At 63.0% G+C, this 22,676-nt stretch carries 17 protein-coding genes and 2 pseudogenes; 8 read left to right on the top strand and 11 right to left on the bottom strand.

Annotated elements, in window-relative coordinates; all coding sequences use genetic code 11:
* The 3 genes and pseudogenes from U5805_RS05095 to U5805_RS05085 all read left to right on the top strand — a co-directional run.
* Nucleotides 1–370: pseudogene (locus tag U5805_RS05095) on the top strand (hypothetical protein); the annotation flags it as partial.
* 198 nt (nt 371–568) lie between these two features.
* A complete protein-coding gene (locus U5805_RS05090; RefSeq protein ID WP_322102348.1) occupies nt 569–1,534 on the top strand; it encodes a hypothetical protein in 966 nt (321 codons plus the stop codon).
* A 15-nt stretch (nt 1,535–1,549) separates the two neighbouring features.
* The gene (locus U5805_RS05085) at nt 1,550–2,575 is read left to right on the top strand and encodes a type VI immunity family protein (RefSeq protein WP_322102347.1); all 1,026 of its coding nucleotides are present in this window, start codon (nt 1,550–1,552) and stop codon (nt 2,573–2,575) included.
* 496 nt (nt 2,576–3,071) lie between these two features.
* Here U5805_RS05085 and U5805_RS05080 read toward each other — a convergent pair.
* Nucleotides 3,072–3,775 (bottom strand): annotated as a pseudogene (locus U5805_RS05080) (IS3 family transposase); the annotation flags it as partial.
* A gap of 495 nt (nt 3,776–4,270) precedes the next feature.
* Here U5805_RS05080 and U5805_RS05075 point away from each other — a divergent pair.
* Nucleotides 4,271–5,737 carry an APC family permease gene (locus U5805_RS05075; protein WP_322102346.1) on the top strand — a complete coding sequence of 489 codons (1,467 nt, stop codon included), beginning with the start codon at nt 4,271–4,273 and terminating at the stop codon, nt 5,735–5,737.
* Between the two features lie 79 nt (nt 5,738–5,816).
* Complete coding sequence (locus U5805_RS05070) at nt 5,817–7,010, top strand: iron-containing alcohol dehydrogenase (protein ID WP_322102345.1); 1,194 nt, start codon at nt 5,817–5,819, stop codon at nt 7,008–7,010.
* Nucleotides 7,011–7,032: 22 nt separating this feature from the next.
* Here U5805_RS05070 and U5805_RS05065 read toward each other — a convergent pair whose 3' ends face one another.
* On the bottom strand, nt 7,033–7,908 hold the full coding sequence (locus tag U5805_RS05065; RefSeq protein WP_322102344.1) for a LysR family transcriptional regulator: 876 nt from the start codon (nt 7,906–7,908) through the stop codon (nt 7,033–7,035).
* Nucleotides 7,909–7,976: 68 nt separating this feature from the next.
* Between U5805_RS05065 and U5805_RS05060 the strand changes: the two genes are divergently transcribed.
* Nucleotides 7,977–8,123 carry a hypothetical protein gene (locus U5805_RS05060; RefSeq protein WP_322102343.1) on the top strand — a complete coding sequence of 49 codons (147 nt, stop codon included), beginning with the start codon at nt 7,977–7,979 and terminating at the stop codon, nt 8,121–8,123.
* Nucleotides 8,124–8,400: 277 nt separating this feature from the next.
* Nucleotides 8,401–9,696: a tRNA 5-hydroxyuridine modification protein YegQ gene (gene yegQ / locus U5805_RS05055; RefSeq protein ID WP_322102362.1), complete on the top strand. Its 1,296-nt coding sequence runs from the start codon at nt 8,401–8,403 to the stop codon at nt 9,694–9,696.
* Between the two features lie 187 nt (nt 9,697–9,883).
* Here the strand turns inward: yegQ and U5805_RS05050 are convergent, their stop codons facing one another.
* Nucleotides 9,884–10,105 (bottom strand): hypothetical protein, encoded by a 222-nt coding sequence (locus U5805_RS05050; RefSeq protein ID WP_322102342.1) that lies wholly within the window; start codon nt 10,103–10,105, stop codon nt 9,884–9,886.
* A 920-nt stretch (nt 10,106–11,025) separates the two neighbouring features.
* On the opposite strand from U5805_RS05050, the gene U5805_RS05045 reads away from it, so the two are divergent.
* The gene (locus U5805_RS05045; protein ID WP_322102341.1) at nt 11,026–11,598 is read left to right on the top strand and encodes a cupin domain-containing protein; all 573 of its coding nucleotides are present in this window, start codon (nt 11,026–11,028) and stop codon (nt 11,596–11,598) included.
* Nucleotides 11,599–11,665: 67 nt separating this feature from the next.
* Here U5805_RS05045 and U5805_RS05040 read toward each other — a convergent pair whose 3' ends face one another.
* The 8 genes from U5805_RS05040 to U5805_RS05005 all read right to left on the bottom strand — a co-directional run bounded on the left by U5805_RS05040 (nt 11,666) and on the right by U5805_RS05005 (nt 22,672).
* A complete protein-coding gene (locus U5805_RS05040) occupies nt 11,666–14,797 on the bottom strand; it encodes a multidrug efflux RND transporter permease subunit (protein WP_322102340.1) in 3,132 nt (1,043 codons plus the stop codon).
* Nucleotides 14,798–14,812: 15 nt separating this feature from the next.
* Nucleotides 14,813–15,397 carry a GNAT family N-acetyltransferase gene (locus tag U5805_RS05035; protein WP_322102339.1) on the bottom strand — a complete coding sequence of 195 codons (585 nt, stop codon included), beginning with the start codon at nt 15,395–15,397 and terminating at the stop codon, nt 14,813–14,815.
* Complete coding sequence (locus U5805_RS05030; RefSeq protein ID WP_322102338.1) at nt 15,394–15,954, bottom strand: GNAT family N-acetyltransferase; 561 nt, start codon at nt 15,952–15,954, stop codon at nt 15,394–15,396. Before U5805_RS05030 ends, U5805_RS05035 begins: the two co-directional genes overlap by 4 nt.
* Nucleotides 15,955–16,068: 114 nt before the next feature.
* Complete coding sequence (locus tag U5805_RS05025) at nt 16,069–17,370, bottom strand: TldD/PmbA family protein (protein WP_322102361.1); 1,302 nt, start codon at nt 17,368–17,370, stop codon at nt 16,069–16,071.
* A 104-nt stretch (nt 17,371–17,474) separates the two neighbouring features.
* On the bottom strand, nt 17,475–18,911 hold the full coding sequence (locus tag U5805_RS05020; protein ID WP_322102337.1) for a TldD/PmbA family protein: 1,437 nt from the start codon (nt 18,909–18,911) through the stop codon (nt 17,475–17,477).
* Nucleotides 18,908–20,551: a dipeptide ABC transporter ATP-binding protein gene (locus U5805_RS05015; protein WP_322102336.1), complete on the bottom strand. Its 1,644-nt coding sequence runs from the start codon at nt 20,549–20,551 to the stop codon at nt 18,908–18,910. The genes U5805_RS05020 and U5805_RS05015 overlap by 4 nt, the downstream gene beginning before the upstream one ends.
* Complete coding sequence (locus U5805_RS05010) at nt 20,551–21,663, bottom strand: ABC transporter permease (protein WP_322102335.1); 1,113 nt, start codon at nt 21,661–21,663, stop codon at nt 20,551–20,553. The genes U5805_RS05015 and U5805_RS05010 overlap by 1 nt, the downstream gene beginning before the upstream one ends.
* A complete protein-coding gene (locus U5805_RS05005) occupies nt 21,617–22,672 on the bottom strand; it encodes a microcin C ABC transporter permease YejB (RefSeq protein WP_322102334.1) in 1,056 nt (351 codons plus the stop codon). The genes U5805_RS05010 and U5805_RS05005 overlap by 47 nt, the downstream gene beginning before the upstream one ends.
* Nucleotides 22,673–22,676: the final 4 nt, after the last annotated feature.

The following is a 22,676-nucleotide window of genomic DNA, read 5'->3' as shown; positions in this document are numbered from 1 at the left end:
CACGCTCGGCGGCCCCGGTGACCTGTTCCTGAAGACCATCACGGTTCAAAAAAAAGGCAAAGAATCGCGAAATCCGGCTTTCCCAGCGATGCCGGATGGCAAGCTCTATGAGCAAAACTTCAAACTCGTCAATCAAGCTGACGGAACATTGCTTACGAATACCCCGTACAACATCACATCCGCGAGCGGCCTTCAATTTTTTGGGACTTCCTCTGATACGGCAATCACCGACCTTGCTGTAACCAGTCCCGCAGAACATGTGAAGGTTCGTGCGATTCAAACTACCGACGATCAGTATCATCTGCACTACTGCGATTCGCATGGAAACGTTATATGCGACGGCGATAACAGTATAAATCGCCTGGATTAAAGATCTTTCTATAGGAAAAATATGGCCCCTCCTCGCCCAAAACGCGCAAGCACAGAGCCAAAATATGGTGGCGACCAAACCCGACTTGGCGCCACGACTCCGACCGCCCCACTCGCACAACCGCTTGACAAAGGCTACCTTTGTGCCAAGTGTTGCGTCGCCCTGCCAGCTCCAGACTTGAATGCAGCAGGGCACCCGATGTATCAGCGCACTGTAACGCGTTCCATATGGGCGGACAACAAAAGGGCATATCAGTATTGGCGCTACAAAGGGGAAGTTGGCTATGACATGAGCAAAGAACCGCCGGCACCTCTGATGTCAGCCAAAGACGTAAACAGGCCGAGCAGTTTTCCGCTCTCCGCGTTGCCGGGACTACGCAGACAACCGGATATAAATTCGCAAGACGTTGCCGAAAAAGTAGCTGAGACGTCGCCGATCGTCGTCATGTCACGTAATAATCTCGAACAGGCTGGCGGAAAGATGTTGCGAATCCCGGACGTGGTTGTGCTCAAATCTACCGGACACCAGGCGAGTCCATTGTACGAGGCTTTGAAGGCGGCAGGAGACCCAGACAGGCCGGAATACCTCGAATCTGGCCGACCTGGAATCGGGCCATTTATCCCAGTACAGGCAAATATCGAACGGATCGTTGAGGTTAAATTTGAGAACGATACTTATAGCGAAGGCCAGGAGTTAGCTTACCGATACATTGCTGGCCCCGCGGAATTCAACATCCTTGAACCAGAGCATCCTGACCCAGCCCTGAGTTGCAGGTGCAAAGAAAAGCGGAAGCAGCCCCAAGAGAAACCTGTCACAGTTCCAGACAGGGCTCCCTCGCGTAAGTCATCCAGAAAAAATATTCCTGTTCCAGTCCCTGAAGCTGAGCCTGTTCCAGTCCCTGAAGGTGAGCCTGTACCAGCCCCGAAACCTAAACCGGCGCCCCAACCTGAGCCCGCTCCAGTTCCTGCTCCAGCACGAGTTCCTATCCGTTCGCCGAACCTGCAATCGGCGCGCCCGATTCAAGAGGCGCTTCAAGACACCCCCACGACAAACGTGGGCGGATGGGCAGTCGTAGTAATTGGTGGTCTCATTCTCGTAAGAGTACTTGCAGTCGTCGCCGCACCAGAAACAGGCGGCGCTTCGCTTGTGCTCCTCGCTCTCTAACTAACACCTATCACAATGACACCGAAACAACTTTCCGACTACATCTACGACTGCGATCACATCGCCCCGGATAGCCCCGAACCAAACTATCGGTATGTAGTCAAACTTGTACTGCGTGTAACGTTGTTCTTCCGCGATGCCCATCTGGCGTCATCGCACAATGCGCTATGGGATTGCTTTGATGACTACTTCAAGGCGTTCGGAAAATATCTCCAATGGGGTTGGGACCCTGAACCTTCAAGCGGAAAACCGACGCCATGGCACTTCGACGAGCGCTTGGCAGAAGACACCCAGACCGCAATTATCAATGCCAAACCAGGCAATGGTATCGAGCTTGGCTTTATGGACAGCTTTAATCAAAAGTATGTTGGCGACTATGGAATCAAATGCTTGACGGCTCCCGATTGGGAGCAGGCAATTGGAAGGGATATCTCATATCTCAGCTTTTGGGTCGCGCCCGACTGTGTTCAGAAAGGAGCGTGGGACGCCGGCGCATTTCCAATGCACGACTTCCTCATCTCATGCTGCAACAAACTGAACGCAACACACGGTTATGCTGGCTTCGCGCTTGCGTTGCCGCACGAATACGCCCGATGGGAACCATATGAACTCGAACTGGCAGAACGTTACTACGGCCTTCAAATTGACAAGCCTATCTCAGTTATCCTGATGACCAACGGATGGGAAGGAATCACCGGAGTCAATTGGTACACAGTGCTGGGGGAACATTACACTAGGCAACTCGGTGGTCCCGAATCTATCCGTACCGCGCTCACCGATCCGGAATTTCGTTTTTATCACCTGGATAGCGGAGGTCTCGTGATCCGATCGGGATGCGAGCCTGAAATGGCCCCCGTCGAGAAAGGTATCCCCTCTTTGTATGCCGCTATCAACAAGGTGGTCCTCCCAGTCAGAACAAACAGGATACGCTCGATGGGACTCGGTTCAAACGCTGGCGAACTTCGATTCAACCTTCGACTCACGGACCTGTGGCTGCGCCGTTTTGATGCTCCGGGCATCTGGCCACCTGCACTTCCCTGACTGCCACCCACTACATTGACTGGCCTCGCGAAAGGACATTTTCGTTCATTGTGATAGTCGTCAAAAGCTAAGTCGTAAATAAGATACTATTCGTCGTTTCCCACAACAACATGCAAGGGGGAAACAGCATAGGGGCGCAGGGAGTACTCCCTGCGCCCCTATGCTGTCTCGCTGCCGTTGCCCCGCTTCAGCCTTGTCGTAGCAGAATCTTGGAGACTCCCTGAACATGAATCCACTCAATCCACCAAGGGTATTTCAATGATCACCCAGAAAAATCGTAAGCCACTTCTAATTTTTACATCCATAGTTAAATTGGTCGGAACTGCATTTTTTCTGTTTTCTCCGGGTTTTGAATGCATGCACAACTTTGGTCGATACGCAGACGATTGCGATGATGTGCTTTCACTTTTCTTTGTTTCATTTGCAATATTTTTATCTGGATTAAAACATTTATAATTGTAATTTTTATTGCGCTATAAAATAAAAATAATGTGATTCATGATAATGATTGCTGGATTTGCTCCTGTAATCCCGGACACAGATTCACACTAAGGTTGCGGGGTCCCGTCGCGCGCCGGAATGCTCGTGGTGAGCGGTACTTTAACGCGTTTTGGGGACACTTCTCGCGTTGTAATGCTCGGAATGCGATGGCTAGGTTACTTGTTGCGTCGCCGCATTCGGTTTCGGCATAAAGGCAACGTAATCGTACTTCATCGTCTTTACGAAGCTCTCGGCCATGCCATTACTTTGTGGGCTGCACACCGGCGCGGTCAATGGCTTCAGCCCGATTTTGGCTGCACCGGCGCGGTATCGTCTGCCGTGTAGCCCCGAGCCGTTGTCGCTTAACCGCTCGATTTCGGATGGGGTATGCGACGCGTCACCGAAGTGATTTTCCACTGTCGAAGCATCACGTCGCGCACGATGCCGCCGCTATGGCCCGCCATCGTAGCGGCCCAGCCTCATCAGCGCGAACGTCACACGCAGCGGCTCTCCGTTGTCGCTCCGGAACTCGAAGCCATCCGAGCCCCAACAGCTGATTGCTTCGCGCCACTGCGACCTTGCTGTCGTGTCGTCGTTGCGGACGCGGTGGTGCCGGACGGCACTCCATCAACGGCCCGCGTGTGCTCATGACTCGATAGACGCGTCAGCATTGAACGGCGCCAGCCCGACGCTTTCACGTTCGGCCCGCAACGTGCCCCAAAACTGCGCATTCGTTTCGAGCGTCATCTCGACATTCATGTTGCGTTGCTCTCTGGCTGCTGCCGTTATCTGTTCCCGCTTCGTTGATGACTTGTGTTAGCCGCTCTTAGTCAAAACACAGTCTTATGCCTACCCGTTATTTTAAGTGGGTCGCTGTGTCCGGTGTTTCAGGGGGCTGCTCCCGCGCCCACAACGCGAAAGCGTTTAAACACAGGCAACACGAGCGAAAGCCGGTTCTCCCATACATCAAAAAAACACGATGTCAGGCTAAGGAGATATGCATTTATATCGAGGCGCGGCTACCTTAAGCTCGCTGCAACTCCGATTCAAGGAGCCCAGAAGCCGTGTCGTCAGTACGCCCGAATCAATAAACGGCGATCTTAAAAATAATCTGCCTGTCGACTCAAGGAGACACCCTATGTCGCATGCGTTCGCACGCAGCCGCGTCGATCGTGACGTACCCGCCATCGCACACACTTCTTGCGGAGGTGTGCGATGACCCCTTCCTCCCATCGGCAAGGCGCCGATGAACATCTGCTGCAAAGCCAGGGCTACAAGCAGGAACTGCACCGCGGGTTGTCCCTCTGGTCCTCCTTTTCGGTTGGTTTCGCCACAGTGTCCCCCGTGGTCGGGATCTATTCGGTAATGTCACTGGGCGCAACAAGCGTAGGGCCTTCCTGGGTCTGGATCGTTCCCCTTTGCCTGGCGTTGCAATTGCTGGTGGCGCTGATCTATGCCGAGCTGTCGTCGCAGTACCCGCTTGCAGGCGGTTGTTACCAGTGGGTCAAGCGTCTGGCAGGCGACCGCTGGGCATGGTTCACCGGCTTCATGTACCTGGCATCGGCCCTGGCGTCGCTGACTACCGTGGCCTATCTGGGCGGGTTTTGGCTCTGGCTGTTTTTCACCGGCCAACCGCCGGGCGCGAACGCACAGGTGTTCTGCGGCGCAGCGCTGTTGCTGCTGGGCCTCGGTGTGAACCTGTTCGGGATCAACCCGCTCAAGTATTTCGTCAACGCCGGCATCGTTGCCGAAGCCATCGCTTCGATCGGCATAGGCGTGGTGTTGTTACTGTTTTTCCGCAACCATCCATTTTCCTTGCTGTTTGAAGGACTGACGCCTGCTCAGGGCGCTAACGGCTCCTATCTCTCAGGCTTTCTGACGGCCATGGCGGTAGGTGGTTGGGCGTTCCTGGGCTTCGACGCCTGCTCGCAGGTCTCGGAAGAAACGGCCGACGCACGCACGTCTACCCCGCGCGCCATCCTGCGTTCGATGATCCTCGTTGGGTTGACCGTGATGCTCACCGTGTTTGCCGTCACGCTTTCCTATACCAACACCGCCGCCCTGGTCTCGGGTCAAACCGTCGATCCAGTCACGCCTGCCGTCGTCAATGCGTTTGGCGCGTGGACGCAGCGCCCGTTTGTAGGCGTCGTGCTGGTGGCGTTCATCGCGTGCGTGGTCTCGGTGCAAACCTACATCGGCCGGGCCGTGTTCGGTATGGCGCGGGACTCGATCCTGCCGGCCTCGGCGCTGCTGCGCAAGGTCGACAAACGCAAGGTGCCGTTCGCGGCCATGGTATTCAGCACCCTGTTCGCGAGCTTTGGCCTCGCCCTCGGCATGAACGCAACGGCGGTCGGCACCCTGATTGCGTTTGGCAGCGGCGGTTTCTTCGTGGTGTTCCTGATCGTGATCACGTGCGCCCTGATCGTTCGTCTGCGCGGAAGATGGAAGGTCGAACCGGGGGCGTTCAGCCTGGGCCGCTGGGGTTTGCCGGTCAACCTCGCCGCCTTCGTCTGGCTGGTGTTCGAAAGCGTCAACGTTGCCTGGCCGCGGGAATCTCTTGCCCCGCCTGGGGCATCGTGGATCCAGGTATGGGCGGTGATCGTGGTGTTCTCGGTACTGGCCGTACTGGGCCTGATCTACATGTTCTGGGCCAAGCCTTATCAACGCGCCGCCGTTGCCTGATTGCGTCGCATCCTTACGCCACCGTCCTGGCGGGCGAGGCAAATGAAGCAAACGCCTCGCTGAACTTTTGGAATAACAGATGGCTTCTCTTCACTACTGGAATTACCCCACGGAGATTTTCTGTGGAGCGGGTGCGCTCGACACGCTGGCCCAACGCTGCCGATTGCTCGGCATGCGCAAGCCCTTGGTGGTGACGGACCCGGGCATGCTGGCCCTGGAACCCTTCGCCTTGTTGAAGACACACTTGCAGAACGCGGATATCGAACTCGCCGTGTTCAGCGATGTTGCCAACAATCCGAGCCTGACTGACGTTGCCCGCGGGGTTGCCGCATTCAAGGCCGGCCAGCATGACTCGCTGATCGCCCTGGGCGGCGGCAGCGCCATGGACGCCGCCAAGGGCATCAGCCTGTCGGCCGTCGATCCGCAGGGGCTGGAGAGTTTCGAGTGGTCGAAGGTCATTGCGCACTATCCGAGCCTCGCGGACTACCCACGCCTCGGGCTGCCCAGGCTGATCGCGCTGCCGACGACGGCCGGTACCGGTTCGGAGCTGGGACGCGAAGCCGTACTCACCCAGAGCGAGCTGAACGTCAAGCGCGTAATCAGCCACCCGGAACTGCTCCCGGCAACGGTGATCCTCGACCCGGTGCTGACCCGCGGCCTGCCGCCCTCGCTGACAGCCGCAACCGGCATGGATGCGCTGACGCATCACGTCGAAGCCTTTTGCTCGCCGCTTTATCACCCGATGTCCTCCGGTATCGCGGTGGAGGGCATCCGCCTGATCCGGCAGCATCTGACCGACGCCTGCGCGGATGGCCAGAACATCGTCGCGCGCGAGGGAATGCTGGTGGCATCGGCCATGGCCGCCGTAGCCTTCCAGAAAGGGCTGGGCGGTGTGCATGCCCTTGCTCATCCGCTGGGCGCCCGTTATCACAAGCATCACGGCTTGTTGAACGCGATCCTGCTGCCGTACGTCCTGATTGCGAACCAGCATGCGATCAGCGAAGATATCGCCCGGCTCGCCCGCTATCTGGAACTGGAGCGACCCGATTTCGCCGGCTTTCTCGACTGGGTACTCGGGTTGCGCGAGCGGCTCGGCATTCCGCACTCCCTCGGTGCGATCGGGCTCGATGCCAAAGCGGCGGAGTGGGTCGGGGAGCAGGCCCTCGCCGACATCTCCTCGTCCGATACCAATGCGTGCGTGCTTGATGCCGCGGCGTACAGCCAGATATTCCGCAACGCCGTCGACGGTGTTCTGCCGGTAGCACAACGATGAATGCATCGCGCGACATCGTTGGTCAATGCTGATGTTCGGCCAGCAAGTCGTCGATGAAGGCACGGACTGCTTCGCTTTGAGGGCGACCGGCATGGGTGATCATGCTGTGTTGCACCTCATATCGCAGTGTCGCGGGATGTATCGCCCGCATCTGTCCATTCTCGAGCCATGACCGGGCATAGTGAGCGGGAAGATACCCCAGATGGGTGCCGGCGAGCACGCCATGCACCACCGCCTCCATATGGTGCGCTATGGCTGAGGTTCGATCGGGCGTGACCGGCAGCACCTGATCGGCCGGCAGGAAGCCATGTTTGATCCAGTCGCTGGCTTTGAGTTGTTCGACACTCGGCCGGTCCACGGCAAACAGCGGATGCCTGCGACCGCAGAAAATGCCAATTTCTTCCGTGTAGAGCGGATGGTAGGCCAGGGTCGGCAACGGACGGCTGAAATAGGCGACCGCCATATCCAGTTGTCCGTCGATCACCGCCAGTTCCAGCTCGGTGGGCGAGTTCACCACGATATGCAGGCGCATGTCGTGCTCGCGGCGATAAAACCGTGCGATTGCCGCGTCAATGTGCGCGGCGGGCAAGGTCGCGATATTGTCGGCCAAACCAAGATACAGATCCCCCACCAGGCGAGCGGATAGACCCTGCGCCTCGTCGCGAAATGCGTCCAGCGCGCCGAACAGAATCTTTGAGGCCTTGAGGATGTGTTGACCTTTCTCCGTCAACCGGAATCCGCCCCTGCCTCGCTCACAGAGCCGGTACCCCAGCCGCAATTCCAGCGCGGAAATTTGCGTGCTGATACTCGACTGACTCTTGTTCAACTCGGCTTGCGCGGCCGTGAATCCACCACACTCCACAACAGTGGAAAAAATGCGCAGCAAGCGCAGATCCATATCCGTAACATTTCTCAGCACTGGATTTCTCGACATAAACTCAAACAGAACAGGCTATCCGGCCGCACATGAAGCCGATGTTCATCGACAGCAGTATGCGCTGTCAATTGGGACCGACGACCGTCGTCATCATGGCTCGGTCTGACCCGAACCGGGTGCTCCGGGTCGGTTCCCTTATTGCCGACGGCGAAATTTTTGTGTTGCAGATCGTGTAAAAAAAGTGCCTTGATTTACGGGACATTTGTCAATTCCTGACAATGCCCCGTGACGCGAGGCCTTAGTCTGAATGAAATCGCCCATTCCGGAAACAAGATTTCCCGGCACCCGCATTGCACATTGCAGTCTGTCTCCCGATATCTATAACGCGTTCGGCCGATGATCGTCCGACGAGTACGCACTTGCGATCTGAAAACAACGCGCCGGCTGGATCTGGCACAAAGGGCGTCCAGGAAAACACTGGTATTTTTACGGACTTTTCTCAAGGCCGACGCCATGAAACGCCCAACACTTCTCAGCCCCGCCGGTTCGCTGCGCGCCCTGAACTACGCGCTCGCATACGGCGCCGACGCGGTGTACGCCGGCCTGCCACGCTACAGCCTGCGTGCGCGCAACAACGAATTCCGCAACACGGGATTCCTCGCCGAAGGCATTGCAGCCTGCCGGGCCGCCGGCAAGCGCTTCTATCTGACCGTCAATCTGATGGCGCACAACCGCAAGGTCGACACCTTCATCAGGGATCTGAGCGATGCGGTGGCCCTTGGCCCGGATGCACTGATCATGGCGGACCCAGGACTGATCATGATGGTCAGGCAGACCTGGCCGGACATGCCGGTCCACCTTTCCGTACAGGCCAACACCGTCAATTACGCCAGCGTCCGCTTCTGGAATTCGCTCGGCGTATCGCGGGTGATCCTGTCGCGCGAACTCTCGCTTGACGAGATCGCCGATATCCGCCAACGCTGCCCCGACACCGAACTCGAGGTCTTTGTACACGGAGCGTTATGCATTGCGTACTCCGGCCGCTGCCTGCTTTCCGGCTACTTCAATCATCGCGACTCGAATCAGGGCACCTGCACCAACGCCTGCCGCTGGAGCTATCGCATGAGCGACTCGGCACTTACGGCCGAAGGCGAACACGTGCCGCGCCACAAGGCAGCGGATCGCGTGTATCTGCTGGAAGAAGAAGCGCGCCGCGGCGGCGAATGGATGGAACTGTCCGAAGACGAACACGGCACGTATCTGATGAATTCGCGTGACCTGCGTGCGATCGAGCATGTGCAGCGGCTGGTCGATATCGGCGTCGATTGCCTGAAGATCGAAGGACGCACCAAGTCGCATTACTATGTCGCACGTACGGCACAGCTCTATGCACGCGCCATCGACGACGCGGTCGCCGGGCGCCCGTTCGACGCGGGGCTCATGGGTCGCCTTGATGGCCTCGCCAACCGTGGCTACACCGACGGCTTCCTCCAGCGGCACCGCTCCGAGGATTACCAGAACTATGCCAGCGGATCTTCGGGTAACGCGCGTCAGCAATTCGTCGGCGAATGGCTGGCTTACGATGCCGTGACCGGCCTGACGACACTCGAGGTGAAGAATCGCTTTGCTGTGGGCGACGTGCTGGAGATCATTACCCCGGACGGTCCGCGCGACGTGACCCTAGCTCACATGGAAACCATGGAAGGGCTGGCCTGCGAAGTCGCGCCCGGCAGCGGTCACACGGTCCGGGTCGAAATCGGGGAAACCGGGCCGATGACGCTGGCAGCCCGATATGCCACGGATGACTAACAGGCGTCTAGAGGCGTTTAGAGGCGTTTAGCCCGGCCTTTTTGGGCGCGCATCCAGGATGCGCGCCACACTTCCCTCAGTGCTTTCGGGCCGGCAGAGACTGACTTGCGGCCGGCATCGCGGCAAACAGCCGGTATCGAGCGGCTGTGCCGCCGTTATCGCCAATAGCGACCCGGACCTTCAGGGATCAGGCCTGCAAATCCGGGTTGTCGGCCTGCTGCGTGCCGCCATCGGCCGGCGTTTGCTCGTCCCTGTTTTCCACCATGCCCTCAACCGCGCCTACGCCCTTGAAACCCGCCACGGCAGCCGCGGCTTTCGTGAGGAAACCCGCATTCGGGTCGAGCTTTTCCGCTGCCTCGACGGCTGCCAGTGCGCCCGCGACTTCGCCCAGTTCGTTCAGAAGACCCATCTTTACCTCCCGTTATCACATTCCGGTGTTCTGCACAGGCGCTGGTGCCTGCGCCAACTGATTTTCGGCGACGTGCGGCGGCGAATCAAATACATTGCGCGGCGATTGACAATGTTTGACTGATCCATGAATGCCGCCGCAGCCAGCCCGCGCAATGCGCAACGCACGGAGCGCGGGCCTCGGCGCGAGAGTTCTGCGTCGCCCGCGAATTGCGGCTGTCTTAACGAGGAGCAAGAAAGAAAAGCTTCGCGTGCGAAGCAAGCCGATTCGGAAATCGAGAGCGCGTTCGGTAACAGCACGAGCGGCAACGCGCGGCCATTTTCACCTCCGTCGCCGATAAAAATCTGAATATTGCAGCACGCAATATCACAACGAATTACAGATTGGCGTTCGCCGGAACCCAGTATGCGGAAATAGGCGCGATTGCGTTTCCGACGAATCGCCGATTTACTACGCGCAGTGCCGCCTTCCGATCCCGCCAGAACCGAATTAATGCGCGGCGCGCCTTGCAGCGCCCGCTTGCCGCGTCGCCTTCGTATCGCAGGCGTTGACGCGCATTTGCACGCATCGTTCACAAAGCAAAAGGAAAGAATAAGTAAACCACCGATACCACCGGAAAAATGGCGATGTTATGCTTGGCACACAGCGAAACGATCCGACGCACACGACATCGGCTATTTTCGCTAAATACGCCGTGGCGGTTTTTTCACGCGCACAGTGACTAAAACGAAATCAATGGAGAAGCGAATTGCGATTCGCAGCGGGGAAATCCGGCTTGAATACGTTGAATTTTCAATGCTCGCGCAACAATCCGCATCGAGCGCTCCGGCATTCGCATTCGTTAGACGAATAATCGCCGCCATCGCGCCCGCCTCCGAAAGCCCACTTCTCGCATCCCATTCCAACGACTCGCCCTCAACATGGCATCGAAAACCGTCGAAACCCAGAACGTCGTGTCCGTCGGCAGCAAGATCCGCTCGCTGCGCCAGCGCCAGGGCCGCACGCTGGACGACATCGCGACCGTCTCGCAGCTTTCCAAGCCCTTTCTTTCGCAAGTCGAGCGCGATCACGCCAGCCCGTCCATCACTTCGCTCGTAAGCATCGCGAAGGCGCTGGGCGTGCCCGTCAGCTATTTCGTCGATACGCCGACCGAGGAAGGCTGCGTGCGCCGCCGCAAGGATTTGCAGTACTTCGCCTTCGCCGATTCCGCCGATCTGTTCGCGCGCCTGTCGAATCAGTCGGGCGGCCGCCAGCTCGAGGCGATTCTCGTGCGCATGCCGCCCGGCGAGCGGCCAAGCGAAGTGACCACGCACGCGGGCGAGGAATTCGTGCACGTGCTCAGCGGCGAAGTGACGATCACGCTCGAAGGCAAATCGTTCGTGCTCGGCGCGGGCGACAGTGCGCATTACGAATCGACGTTGCCGCATAGCTGGACCAACATGCGCGACGACGAAGCCGTGCTGGTCTGGGTCGGCACGCCGCGGCTGTTCTGATCGGCGCGCGGCGCGCACATGGACGCGTCGGCTTTCGCGGGACCGCATGCCCCGCATCGCCGCACACTTACTGCGCGTTTTCCTCCAACATGGTTTCGCCGCGCGCCGGACCGCGGCCGCGCCGCGTGCGCCCCACGGCACGCACCGGCGAGCGCGCCGCCACCGCGCAATAAAGCACCGGCGCGAACACGAGACCGAGCGCCGTCGCGGCCAGCACGCCGCCGAGAACGCCGGTGCCGATCGAGTGACGGCTCTCCGCGCCCGCGCTGTGCGAGAACGCGAGCGGCACCACGCCGAGCACGAAAGCCGCCGAAGTCATCACGATCGGCCGCAGACGCTCCGCGCAGCCGGCCGCCACGGCGGCGCCCACGCGCATGCCGCGCTCGCGCCGCGCGTTCGCGGCCTGCACGATCAGGATTGCGTTCTTCGCCGTGAGGCCGACCACGGTCACGAGCCCCACCTTGAAATAGATGTCGTTGGGCAGCCCGCGCATCAGCATCGCCAGCACCGCGCCGAGCGTGCCGAGCGGCACGACCAGCAACACCGCGAGCGGCGTGATCCAGCTTTCGTAGAGCACCGCCAGCACCATGAACACGGCCAGCACCGAAAGCCCGAGCAGCAGCGGCGTATCGCGCGCCGCCTCGATCTGCTCGAACGCCGTGTCGGTCCATTCGTAACCCACGCCCTCGGGCAACGCCTGCGCGAGCCGTTCCATTTCCGCCATCGCCTCGCCCGAACTGTGGCCGCCCGACTCGCGCCCGCTCACGTCGAGCGACGGATAGCCGTTGTAGCGCGCGAGCATCACGGGGCCGCGCGTCCAGTGCGTGCTTGCCAGCGACGAGAGCGCCACCGTCGCGCCCGTGCTCGTCTGCACCGGCAGATCGAGCAACTGGCGGTCGGCCATGCGTGCGCTCGCGTCGGCGGACACGATCACGCGGCGCATGCGCCCGCCCGCCGGAAAGTCGTCGACATAGGTCGAACCGAAGGTCGTGCTCAACACATCGGCAATGCGGTCGAACGGCACGCCGAACGCGTAGGCCTTGGCGCGGTCGATGTCGAGATCGACGCGCGGCGCATCGGGCAGATCCTCCGAACGCACGCCCGCCAGCACAGGGCTTTTGGTGGCCGCGTCGATCAACTGGCCGCGCGCCGCCTTGAGCGCGTCCATGCCCACGCCGCCGCGATCTTCGAGCCGGAACGTGAAGCCCTCCGAGTGGCCGATGCCGGGCACGGGCGAGGGCAAGGTGGCTTCCACGTCGCCGTCGAGGATGGTTGCGAATTGGCCGTTGAGGCGGTCGCGCAGCGCCTGCGCGCTGATCGAGCGGCGATCCCAGTCCTTGAGATCGACGAAGGCCATGCCCACGTTCTGCCCGCTGCCCGCGAAGCTCCAGCCCACCACGCCCGTGACGTTCTCCACCGCGCTTTCGCCGCGCAGGATCTGCTCCGTGCGTTGCAGCACGGCGAGCGTGCGCGCCTGGTTCGCGCCCGCCGGCAACTGGATCATGACCTGCAACTGGCCTTCGTCCTCGGCCGGCAGAAAGCCTTCCGGCATGTGCCAGTAGAGCCACGCGCCCGCGACGAGCAGCGCCGCGTAGATTGCGAGCACGCGGCGGCCGCGGCGCAGCAGCTTGAGCACGAGGCCGCGATAGCCGCGCGACACGCGCGCGACGCGCGAAGTGCCGTGCGCCTCGATATGCTTCGGTTTCCTTAGCATGCTCGCGCACAACGCGGGCGTGAGCGAAAGCGCCATGAACGACGACACCAGCATCGAGGCAATCATCGCGACCGCGAACTGGCGATAGATGCCGCCCACGTTGCCGGTGAAGAACGCCATCGGCACGAACACGGCCGTGAGCACCGCCGTCACGCCGACGATCGCGCCGCCGATGCGCGACATTGCGCGGCGCGTGGCCTCGCGCGGCGCGAGCCCTTCCTCGTGCATCGCGCGATGCACGCTCTCCACCACCACGATCGCGTCGTCCACCAGAATGCCGATCGCCAGCACGAGGCCGAACAGCGTGAACACGTTGATCGACATGCCGCCCATGTAGAGCGCGAGAAACGCGCCCATCAGCGTGACGGGAATCACGACCGTGGGCACGAGCGTGGCGCGCAGATCGCGCAGGAACAGCCACATCACGCAGAACACCAGCACGATGGCTTCGAGCAGCGTGATGACGACTTCGCGGATCGCCACGCGCACGAAATGCGCGGAGTCGAACGGAATCTCCACGGCGATGCCGGGCGGCATGCGCTTCGAGAGTTCGGCGAGTTTCGCGCGGATCGCGTCCGAGGTTTCGAGCGCGTTGCCGCGCGGACCGAGCTGGATGCCGACGGTCGCGGCGGGCCGTCCGTTCAGTCGCGAGAAGAAAGAATAGTCGCTGCGGCCGATCTCCACGCGCGCGATGTCGTGCAGGCGCACGATCGAGCCGTCGGTTTTGGCCTTGAGCACGATTTCGCCGAACTGTTCGGGCGTTTCGAGCTGGCCCGTCACGTCCACCGAGGCGTTGGTCTGCTGGCCCGCCGCGAACGGCGCGTCGCCGATCGTGCCCGCCGTGACCGGCGCGTTCTGCGCGCTGATCGCCGTGGTCACGTCGCTCGCGGAAAGCCCGAACTCGCGCAGCCGGTACGGATCGAGCCAGATGCGCATGGCTTCGTCGGCGTCCCACAGTTCCGCCGAGCCCACGCCGGGCGCGCGCTTGAGTTCGCGCAGCACGTAGCGGTTCAGATAGTCGGCGAGCTGCGCGGAGTCGCGCGAGCCGTCCGTCGACGTGAGCGCCACCAGCATCAGGAACGTGTTGGACGCTTTCACCACGTTCACGCCCTGCTGCACGACCGCTTGCGGCAGGCGCGCCTCGATCTGCTTGATGCGGTTCTGCACGTCCACGAGCGCGATGTCGGGATTCGTGGCGGGCGCGAAGGTCACGTCGATCTCGAGATTGCCGAGGCCGTCGCTGGTGGTTTGGTAGTAGAGCATGCCGTCCGCGCCGTCGAGGCTTTCCTCGATGATGCTCGCGACGTTGTCGTCGACGGTTTGCGCCGACGCGCCCGGATACTGCGCGACGATCACGATGCGCGGCGGCGAGAGGCGCGGGTACTGCGCGATGGGCAGTTGCGCGATGGCGAGCGCGCCCGCCACCATCACGGCGAGCGCGATCACCCACGCGAAGACCGGCCGGTCGATGAAGAAGAAAGGCACGCGAGGCGTCCTGGCTTAGAGAGCGGTCGTGGAATGCGCGGCGTTGACAGGCGGCGCGAACGCGGGCGCGTCGACGAGACGCGCCATGTGCAGCACGTCGCGCAGCGCGCCGTCGGCGATCGCGCCAGCGCGGGCGCGCGCTTCCACCACGAAGCCGAACTTGTGATAAAGCGCGAGCGCGCGCGTGTTGTTCGCAAACACCTGCAACTCGACGCGGCGCAAGCCGAGCGCATTGTCGGCGGCATCGAGCAGCGCGGCGAGCAGCAGCGAGCCCACGCCGCGGCCATGATACGCCTCGTCCACCGAAATGCCGAGCGAGCCGCAATGCGCGCGCCGCCCGTCGTGCGCACGAAGTTCGGACTGGCCGACGAGCTGCCCTGCGTATTCGGCCACCACGGTCATCGAACCGGCCTTCTGGCTCGCGAGCCACGCGCGCACGGCTTCGCCCGTGCGGTAGCCGTGCGACAGCGTGCCGGGACGCACGCTGGGATGGTTCATGAGCGCGGCCATGGCCTCGGCGTCGTCGGCTTCGGCGGCGCGCACGCGCACGGCTTTCGCGAAGGCGGCGCGGTCCGCCGCGGCATCGTGGGGAAGATTCATGATGCCTCGCTCTCGACGTAGGGCAGCGGCGCGCGCAGACGCCCCATCAGAAACGAATCGACATAGGCGCCGTCGCGCAGCATCGGGCCGCGCAGCCGCCCTTCGACCTCGAAGCCGAACTTCCGGTAAAGCGCAATGGCGGCTTCGTTGTCGACGAACACGTTGAGTTCGAGCCGGCGCAGGCCGAGCCAGTTGTCGGCGAGATCGAGCATTTCCGCCATGAGCCGCGTGCCCACGCCTCGCCGCAGCCAGTCGCCGCGCACGCCAATGCCGATTTCCGCCACGTGCGCGCGGCGCATCCGGCCGACCTCCAACTGGCCCTCGCCCACGAGTTCCTCGCCCATCCAGGCGCCGATCAGGATCAGTTGCGGCGTGCGTTTGGCGAGCCACTCGCGCGTGGATTCCAGGGTGCGATACGGCGTTTGCGGGTCGCCGTGCGCCATCGACGGCGCGTAAATGAGCGCGTGGAGTTGCTCGGCGTCCCGGTCTCTTATGCCGCGCAGCACGAGCGGCCCGCTCGTCTGCGGATTTGCGTGATTCGACGCGTGATTCGACATCTGTGCATCCTTGTTGTTTTACGTTTTGCTGCACTTCCGTACTGCGATTGGCGGCTTCTTTTTCGCGGCGCGCGCCCTCGTGCGCGCCGCGCGCCGCCTTGGGCGTCGGCGCGCTTACAGCACCAGCTCGAACGACTTCACGAGCGCGCCCGGCAGTTGCAGACCGCCGGTCGCGCGCTGTCCCCAGGTGGAATCGGAAAGCAGCAGTTCGGGCTGCGCGCCCAGCGCTTCCAGGCGTTCGCCGAGCAGGCCGTAGAGGCTGTCGTCGAAGCGCATGGCGTCCACCGGCGCGACGATCTCGCCGTCCTCCACCCAAAAGGTCGCGAAACGCGTCATGCCGGTCAGGCGGCAATTCATGCGGTCCGAGAAGTTCACGTACCAGAGGTTGCCGACGTACAGCCCCGTGCCAAGACGCGCGAGCACGTCGGCGGGCGCGAGATCGCCGGCCGCCATGGCCACGGACGTCGCCATTTCCTGCGGCAGCGCGCCGTTCGGCTCGAGCCCGTACTCGCGCGCCGAACGCGCGCTCGTCAACTGGCCGACGCTGCGCCCCGCCTCGATCAGCGGCACGCTCGCGCGCAGATAGCCGTCGTCGTTGAAGGCGGGCGAGATGCCCAGTTCGAGCGACTCCGCGAGCGACACACGCGCGTCGAACGCGGCCGCGCCCGTGTTGAGCTTGTAGAGCGGACTCGTGGACGACGCCTGAGCGCGCGCCGAAAAGCCGCCCCACGCCATCGATTCCACGAATTCGGCCAGCGCCGCCGGCGCGAGCCACGCGCGATAGCCGCCTGGCGCGAGCACGCGCGGCGCGCGCAGCAGCACCGGCAAACGCGCGGCGGCCTCGCTCACCTTGGCCGCGAACACGGCGTCGTCCCAGGCGTCGCCCGCGTAGTGCGTCTTGATCGCGCGGCCGTTCGGCTGATACAGCGACCAGCTGAAATTGAAGTTCTCCACTTCGTACCAGCCGCGGCTGCCCGTGGTGGACGCGAAGCCGCGCGAGAGCGTGCCGCCCGCGTAGAAGCCGACGAAATCGAGCCCTTGGGCGCATTGCGCGACGAGTTCGACGAGCGCTTGCGGCGCGGGCAGCTTGCCGTTGCGGCGCGTGCTGCGCGACCACGACGTGGTGTCGAACAACAGGTGCGGATCGTCGGGTGCGTCGAGCAGGCTTTCGCGCAGCGCCGCGAGCGCGTCGCCCGTTTGGCGCACGTCGGCGTTCGCGTCGCCGCTCAGGTCGAACGTGGAATACGCCTGACGCGCGCCGTTCACGAGCCGCAGCGTCAGACGCCCCTGCTCCACCTGGCCGCTCTGGCGCACCTTGCCCGCGTTGAAGCGGATGAAGTCGGACTGCTCGCCCGCGAACGCGCTGAGCACGGTTTCGCCGGGCTGGCGCAAGCGCTCGATCGCATCGGCGAGCATGGCGAAGTGCGCGTGCCAGTCGATCGGCGCGCCCGCTTTTCGCGTATCTTCACGCGTACTTTCTTGCGCACCTTCGCGCCCGCCTGCAAAAAGCATGTCGGTCATCACGCGCCTCCGAACACTTCGACGTTGGAAAACACGCAGGCCGGCGACGCATGGCCCACGCGGATGACCTGGGCGGGCTCGCCCTTGCCGCACATCGGCGTGCCGTAGACCGCGCGCGTGGAGGCGTCGCCGACGGCGGCGAGGCTGCGCCAGAAACTCGCGGAAATGCCGCGATAGCTCGGCCGCTTGACGATCTCCGTGAGCTTGCCGTTCTCGATCAACTGGCCGAATTCGCAGCCGAACTGGAACTTGTTGCGATGGTCGTCGATGGACCACGACGTGTTCGTGCTCATCAGGATGCCGTGCTCGATGCCCGCGATCAGCGCGTCGAGCGGCTGGTCGCCGGGCTCGATGTTGAGATTCGCCATACGGTCGATCGGCGGGCGGTTCCAGTTCGCCGCGCGCGAGTTCGCCACGCCGGGCAGGCCCGCGCGCTGCTGCGAGAGCGCGCCGCCGAGCGGCCGCTCCAGCACGCCCTTGCGAATCAGGTATTCCTTGCTGGCCGTGCTGCCGTCGTCGTCGAAGGCATAGGCGGCGGCTTCCTCGCGCGTGTCCGGGTCGAACGTCACGTTGAGCAGATCGGAGCCGTACCGGTAGCTGCCGAACATCTCCGGCTTCACGAAGCTCCAGCCCGCGAAATTGCGCTCGTCGCCGAGAATGCGGTCGAGTTCGAGCGGATGGCCGATCGACTCGTGAATCTGCAACATCATCTGGTCGGGCATCAGCAGCAGGTCGCGCTTGCCCGTGGGGCAGTTGGGCGCGGCGAGCAGTTGCAGCGCCTCGTTCGCGACGCGCACGCCCGCGCCGTCGAAACCATGGCGCGCGAGAATTTCCATGCCGCCCTGCGCGAGCGTGCCGTAATGACCGCCGAGCGTGCGCTCCTGGGTGTCGCCGTCGTCGTGCGCGACCACGGCCAGGCTCGGCATCAGAAAGCGGAAGCGCTGGTCGATGCGCACGCCGTCGCTCGTCACGTAAAGCTGGTCGCATTGCGTGACCTGCATGCCCGCGACGCGCTCGACGATGCGCGCGTCGAGCTTCGCGCCCGCGCATTCGTGCGCGAGCCGGTCGAGCCATTCGCGGCGCGAAGGCAAAGCCGCCTGCGCGTTCGGCGAAACGTACTCGCCGCTCCGCGCGGGCCGCGCGATCTCGCGATGATCGATCAGCGCATGCGCGGCGCTCGCCTGCGCGCGTGCCGTGGCGACCTGTAGCGCGCGTTGCAGGCCGCTCGCCGTGAGGTCCGCCGTGGCCGCGTAACCCGCGCCCGCGCCGGCCCACGCCGTCACCATCGCGCCGCGTTCGCGCGCGACGCGCAGCGGCAGCGCCACGTCGTTGCGCACGACGTGATCGTCCTTGCGTTCGTCGACGAAACGCACCGACCAGAAGTCGGCCGCGCTGCGCAGTTCGCGCGCGGCCAACGTCCAACTTTCGTCAATCATGCGATGTTCTCCTTGAGCGCGGCGGGATTCGACGCGGGATTCTGCAACATGGACGCCGCGAGCAATGCCTGCGTGTAGGGATGCGTGGGCGCGTCGAGCACCGCGAGCGTGTCGCCTTGCTCGACGATGCGTCCCGCCTTCATCACGATCACGCGATGCGCCATGGCGCGCATCACCGCGAGATCGTGAGTAATGAACAGATAGCTCAGACGATACCGCTTTTGCAGGTCGGTGAGCAACGCCAGCACCTGTTTCTGGATGGATACGTCCAGCGCGCTGGTCGGTTCGTCGAGCACGATCATCTCGGGTTCGACCGCGAGCGCGCGCGCGATCGCAATGCGCTGACGCTGGCCGCCCGAGAATTCGTGCGGATAGCGCAGCATGGATTCGGCCGGCAGCCCCACTTCCTCCAGCAGCCCGCCGATGCGGCGGCGCTTCGCCTCGCCCTTCAACCGCGGCTGGTGTACCGTGAGCCCTTCGCCGACGATCTGCTCGATCGTCATGCGCGGCGAGAGCGAACCGAAAGGGTCCTGAAACACCACCTGCATGCGCTTGTAGAGCGACAGCCGCGCGTTCGCGCCGCGCAGCGAAGCGAGCGGCTGCCCGTCGATGCGGATCTCGCCCGCCACCGCGCCCTGCAAGCCCAGCACCGTCGAGGCCAGCGTGGACTTGCCGGACCCCGATTCGCCGACCACGCCGAGCGTTTCGCCGCGCTGGAGCGTGAAGCTCGCATCGTGTACGGCGCGAAACGCCGAACTGCCGAACAGCGAGCGCCAGCCCTTGGCCGAGGTGCGGTAATCCACGGCCAGCTCCTTCACGTCGAGAATCACCGGCGCGCCGGGCGCGACCGGCGGCACCGCGCGCGCGGGCTCGCTGTCGAGCAGGCGCTGCGTGTACGGATGCTGCGGATTCGAGAACAGCGCCTCGGTCGTGCCGGTTTCCACCAGCACGCCCTTTTCCATCACGGCCACGCGCTGCGCGAAGCGGCGCACGAGATTCAGGTCGTGCGTGATCAGCAGCACGGCCATGCCCCGCGCGGCCGCTTCCTGCTCCTGCAATTCGAGCAGCAGATCGACGATCTGCTGGCGCACGGTCACGTCGAGCGCCGTGGTCGGTTCATCGGCGAGCAACAGACGCGGGCGGCACGCGAGCGCCATCGCGATCATCGCGCGCTGGCGCTGGCCGCCCGAAAGCTGGTGCGGGAAGCTGTCGATGCGGCGCTCCGGCTCGGGAATGCCGGTGCGCCGCAGCAGTTCGATGCCGCGCGCGCGCGCCGCGTTCGGGCGCAGGCCTTCGTGCAGGCGCAGGCTTTCGGCGATCTGCTTGCCGATCGTGAACAGCGGATTGAGCGCCGTCATCGGCTCCTGAAACACCATGGCGATGTCGCCGCCGCGAATGCCGCGCATCTGGCGCTCGCTTTGTTGCAGCAGGTCCACGCCGTCGAGCAGCATGCGCCCGCCCAGTTGCGCATGCGCGACGAGGCCGAGAATCGACAGCGCCGTCACGCTCTTGCCCGAACCCGACTCGCCCACCAGCGCGACGCGCTCGCCGCGCCCGATCGCGAGACTCAGATCGCGCACGGCCAGCTTGTCGCCGAAGCGCACCGAAAAATCCTGAATATCCAGCAGCGGTGCGCTCATTATTTGCCTCCGCCGAATGCCGAGCCGCGTGCGCGCGTATCGAGCGCGTTGCGCAGCGCGTCGCCCATGAAGGTCAGCAGCAGCAGCGTGACGACGAGCGCCGCGAACGCGGAAACGGAAATCCACCACGCGTCGAGATTGTTCTTGCCTTCCTGCAACAGCTCGCCGAGGCTCGGCGTCGGCGGCGGCACGCCCAGGCCGAGAAAGTCGAGGCTCGTGAGCGAAAGAATCGCGGCGCTCATGCGGAACGGCAGGAACGTGATGACCGGCGTGAGACTGTTGGGCAGCACGTGACGCCACATGATCTGCCAGTTCGTGAGCCCCATCGTGCGCGCGGCTTTCACGTAATCCAGCGAGCGGTTGCGCAGGAATTCGGCGCGCACGTAGTCGGACAGCACGAGCCAGCCGAACATCGAGAGCAGGATGAACAGCAGCCACAGCGTGGGCTCGAAGATCGACGCGAAGATGATCAGCAGATAGAGATCCGGCATCGAGCTCCAGATTTCGATCAGGCGCTGGCCGATCAAGTCGGTGCGCCCGCCGTAGAAGCCCTGCACCGCGCCCGTGAGCACGCCGAGCAGCACGCCCGAGACGGTGAGCGCGAACGCCATCAGCACGGAAAGCCGGAAGCCATACAGCAGGCGCGCGACCACGTCGCGGCCGAACTGGTCGGTGCCGAGCCAGTTGCTCGACGACGGCGGCGCCGGATACGGACGCGCCGCGAAATAGTCGATCGTGTCGTAGCGGTAAGGATTGGGCGGATAGACCGCGAAATTGCCGTGCGAGGTGAGCTTCGAGCGGATGAACGGATCGAGATAATTGGTCCGCGCCGGGAAATCGCCGCCGAACAAGGTCTCGGGATAGTCCTTCACGATCGGGAAATAGTAGTGGCCGCCATAGCGCACCACGAGCGGCCGGTCGTTCGAGAGCACTTCGCCGAACAGGCTCACCACGAACAGCACCATGAAGATCACGAGGCTCCAGTAGCCGAGCCGCTGCGCGCGAAAGCGCAGCCACGTGCGCCGCCACGGCGAGACCGGCTGCGCGTGCGCGAGCGTGGCGGAATCAGCGGTCCAGCCGGTGGAACTGGATGCGGGGGTCGACGAGGACATAGCAGACATCGGCAATGAGTTTGGTGACGAGGGCGATCAGCGTGAACAGAAAGAGCGAGCCGAGCACGACGGGGTAATCGCGGCGGATGACCGAGTCGTACGAAAGCTGCCCCATGCCGTCGAGCGAAAAGAGCGTTTCGATCAGCAGGTTGCCGTTGAGGAACGCACCCACGAAGGCGGCGGGCAAGCCCGTGACGAGCGGAATCGCCGCGTTGCGCAGCACGTGTTTCCAGAGCACGTCGCGCTCGGGCGCACCCTTCGCGCGCGCGGTGAGCACGTATTGGCGGCCGATTTCCTCGAGGAAGGTGTTCTTCGTGAGGATCGTGACGATCGCGAAGTTGCCGACCACCGACGCCGTCACCGGCAGCACCATGTGCCACAGATAGTCGAGCACCTTGCCGATCGTGCTGAGATCGTCGAAGTTGTCCGAGGTGAGGCCGCGCATCGGGAACACCTGCCAGAAGGTGCCGCCGCCGAACAGCATCAGCAGCAGCACGCCGAGCACGAAGCCGGGAATCGCGTAGCCCGCGAGCACCAGCACGCTCGTGACGGTGTCGAAGCGCGAGCCGTTGCGCACCGCCTTCGCGATGCCGAGCGGCACCGATATCAGGTACGTGAGCACCACGGTCCACAAGCCCAGCGAGATCGAGACCGGCAGCTTCGAGCGGATCACCTGCCACACGCTCGCGTGCTGATAGTACGACTGGCCGAGATCGAAGGTCGCGTAGTCCTTGAGCATCATCGCGTAGCGCGCGAGCGGCGGCTTGTCGAAGCCGAACTGCTTCTTGATCTGCTCGATCTGCTGCGGGTCCACGCCCTGGCTGCCGTGATAACCGCCGCCGCCCGCGCCCACTTCGCCGCCGCGCGCGCCGCTGCCGTGGCGCAGTTGCGTGAGGACCTGTTCGACCGGACCGCCCGGCACGAACTGCGTGACGATGAAGGTGACCGTGACCACGCCGATGAGCGTCGGCACCATCAGCAAAAGACGTCTGAGAATATAGGCGTACATGCGG

Origin of the sequence: Paraburkholderia sp. J41 (assembly GCF_905220235.1) — a bacterium.
In the GTDB taxonomy this organism is placed as follows: domain Bacteria; phylum Pseudomonadota; class Gammaproteobacteria; order Burkholderiales; family Burkholderiaceae; genus Paraburkholderia.
This window is presented reverse-complemented; position numbering and strand designations above follow the sequence as displayed.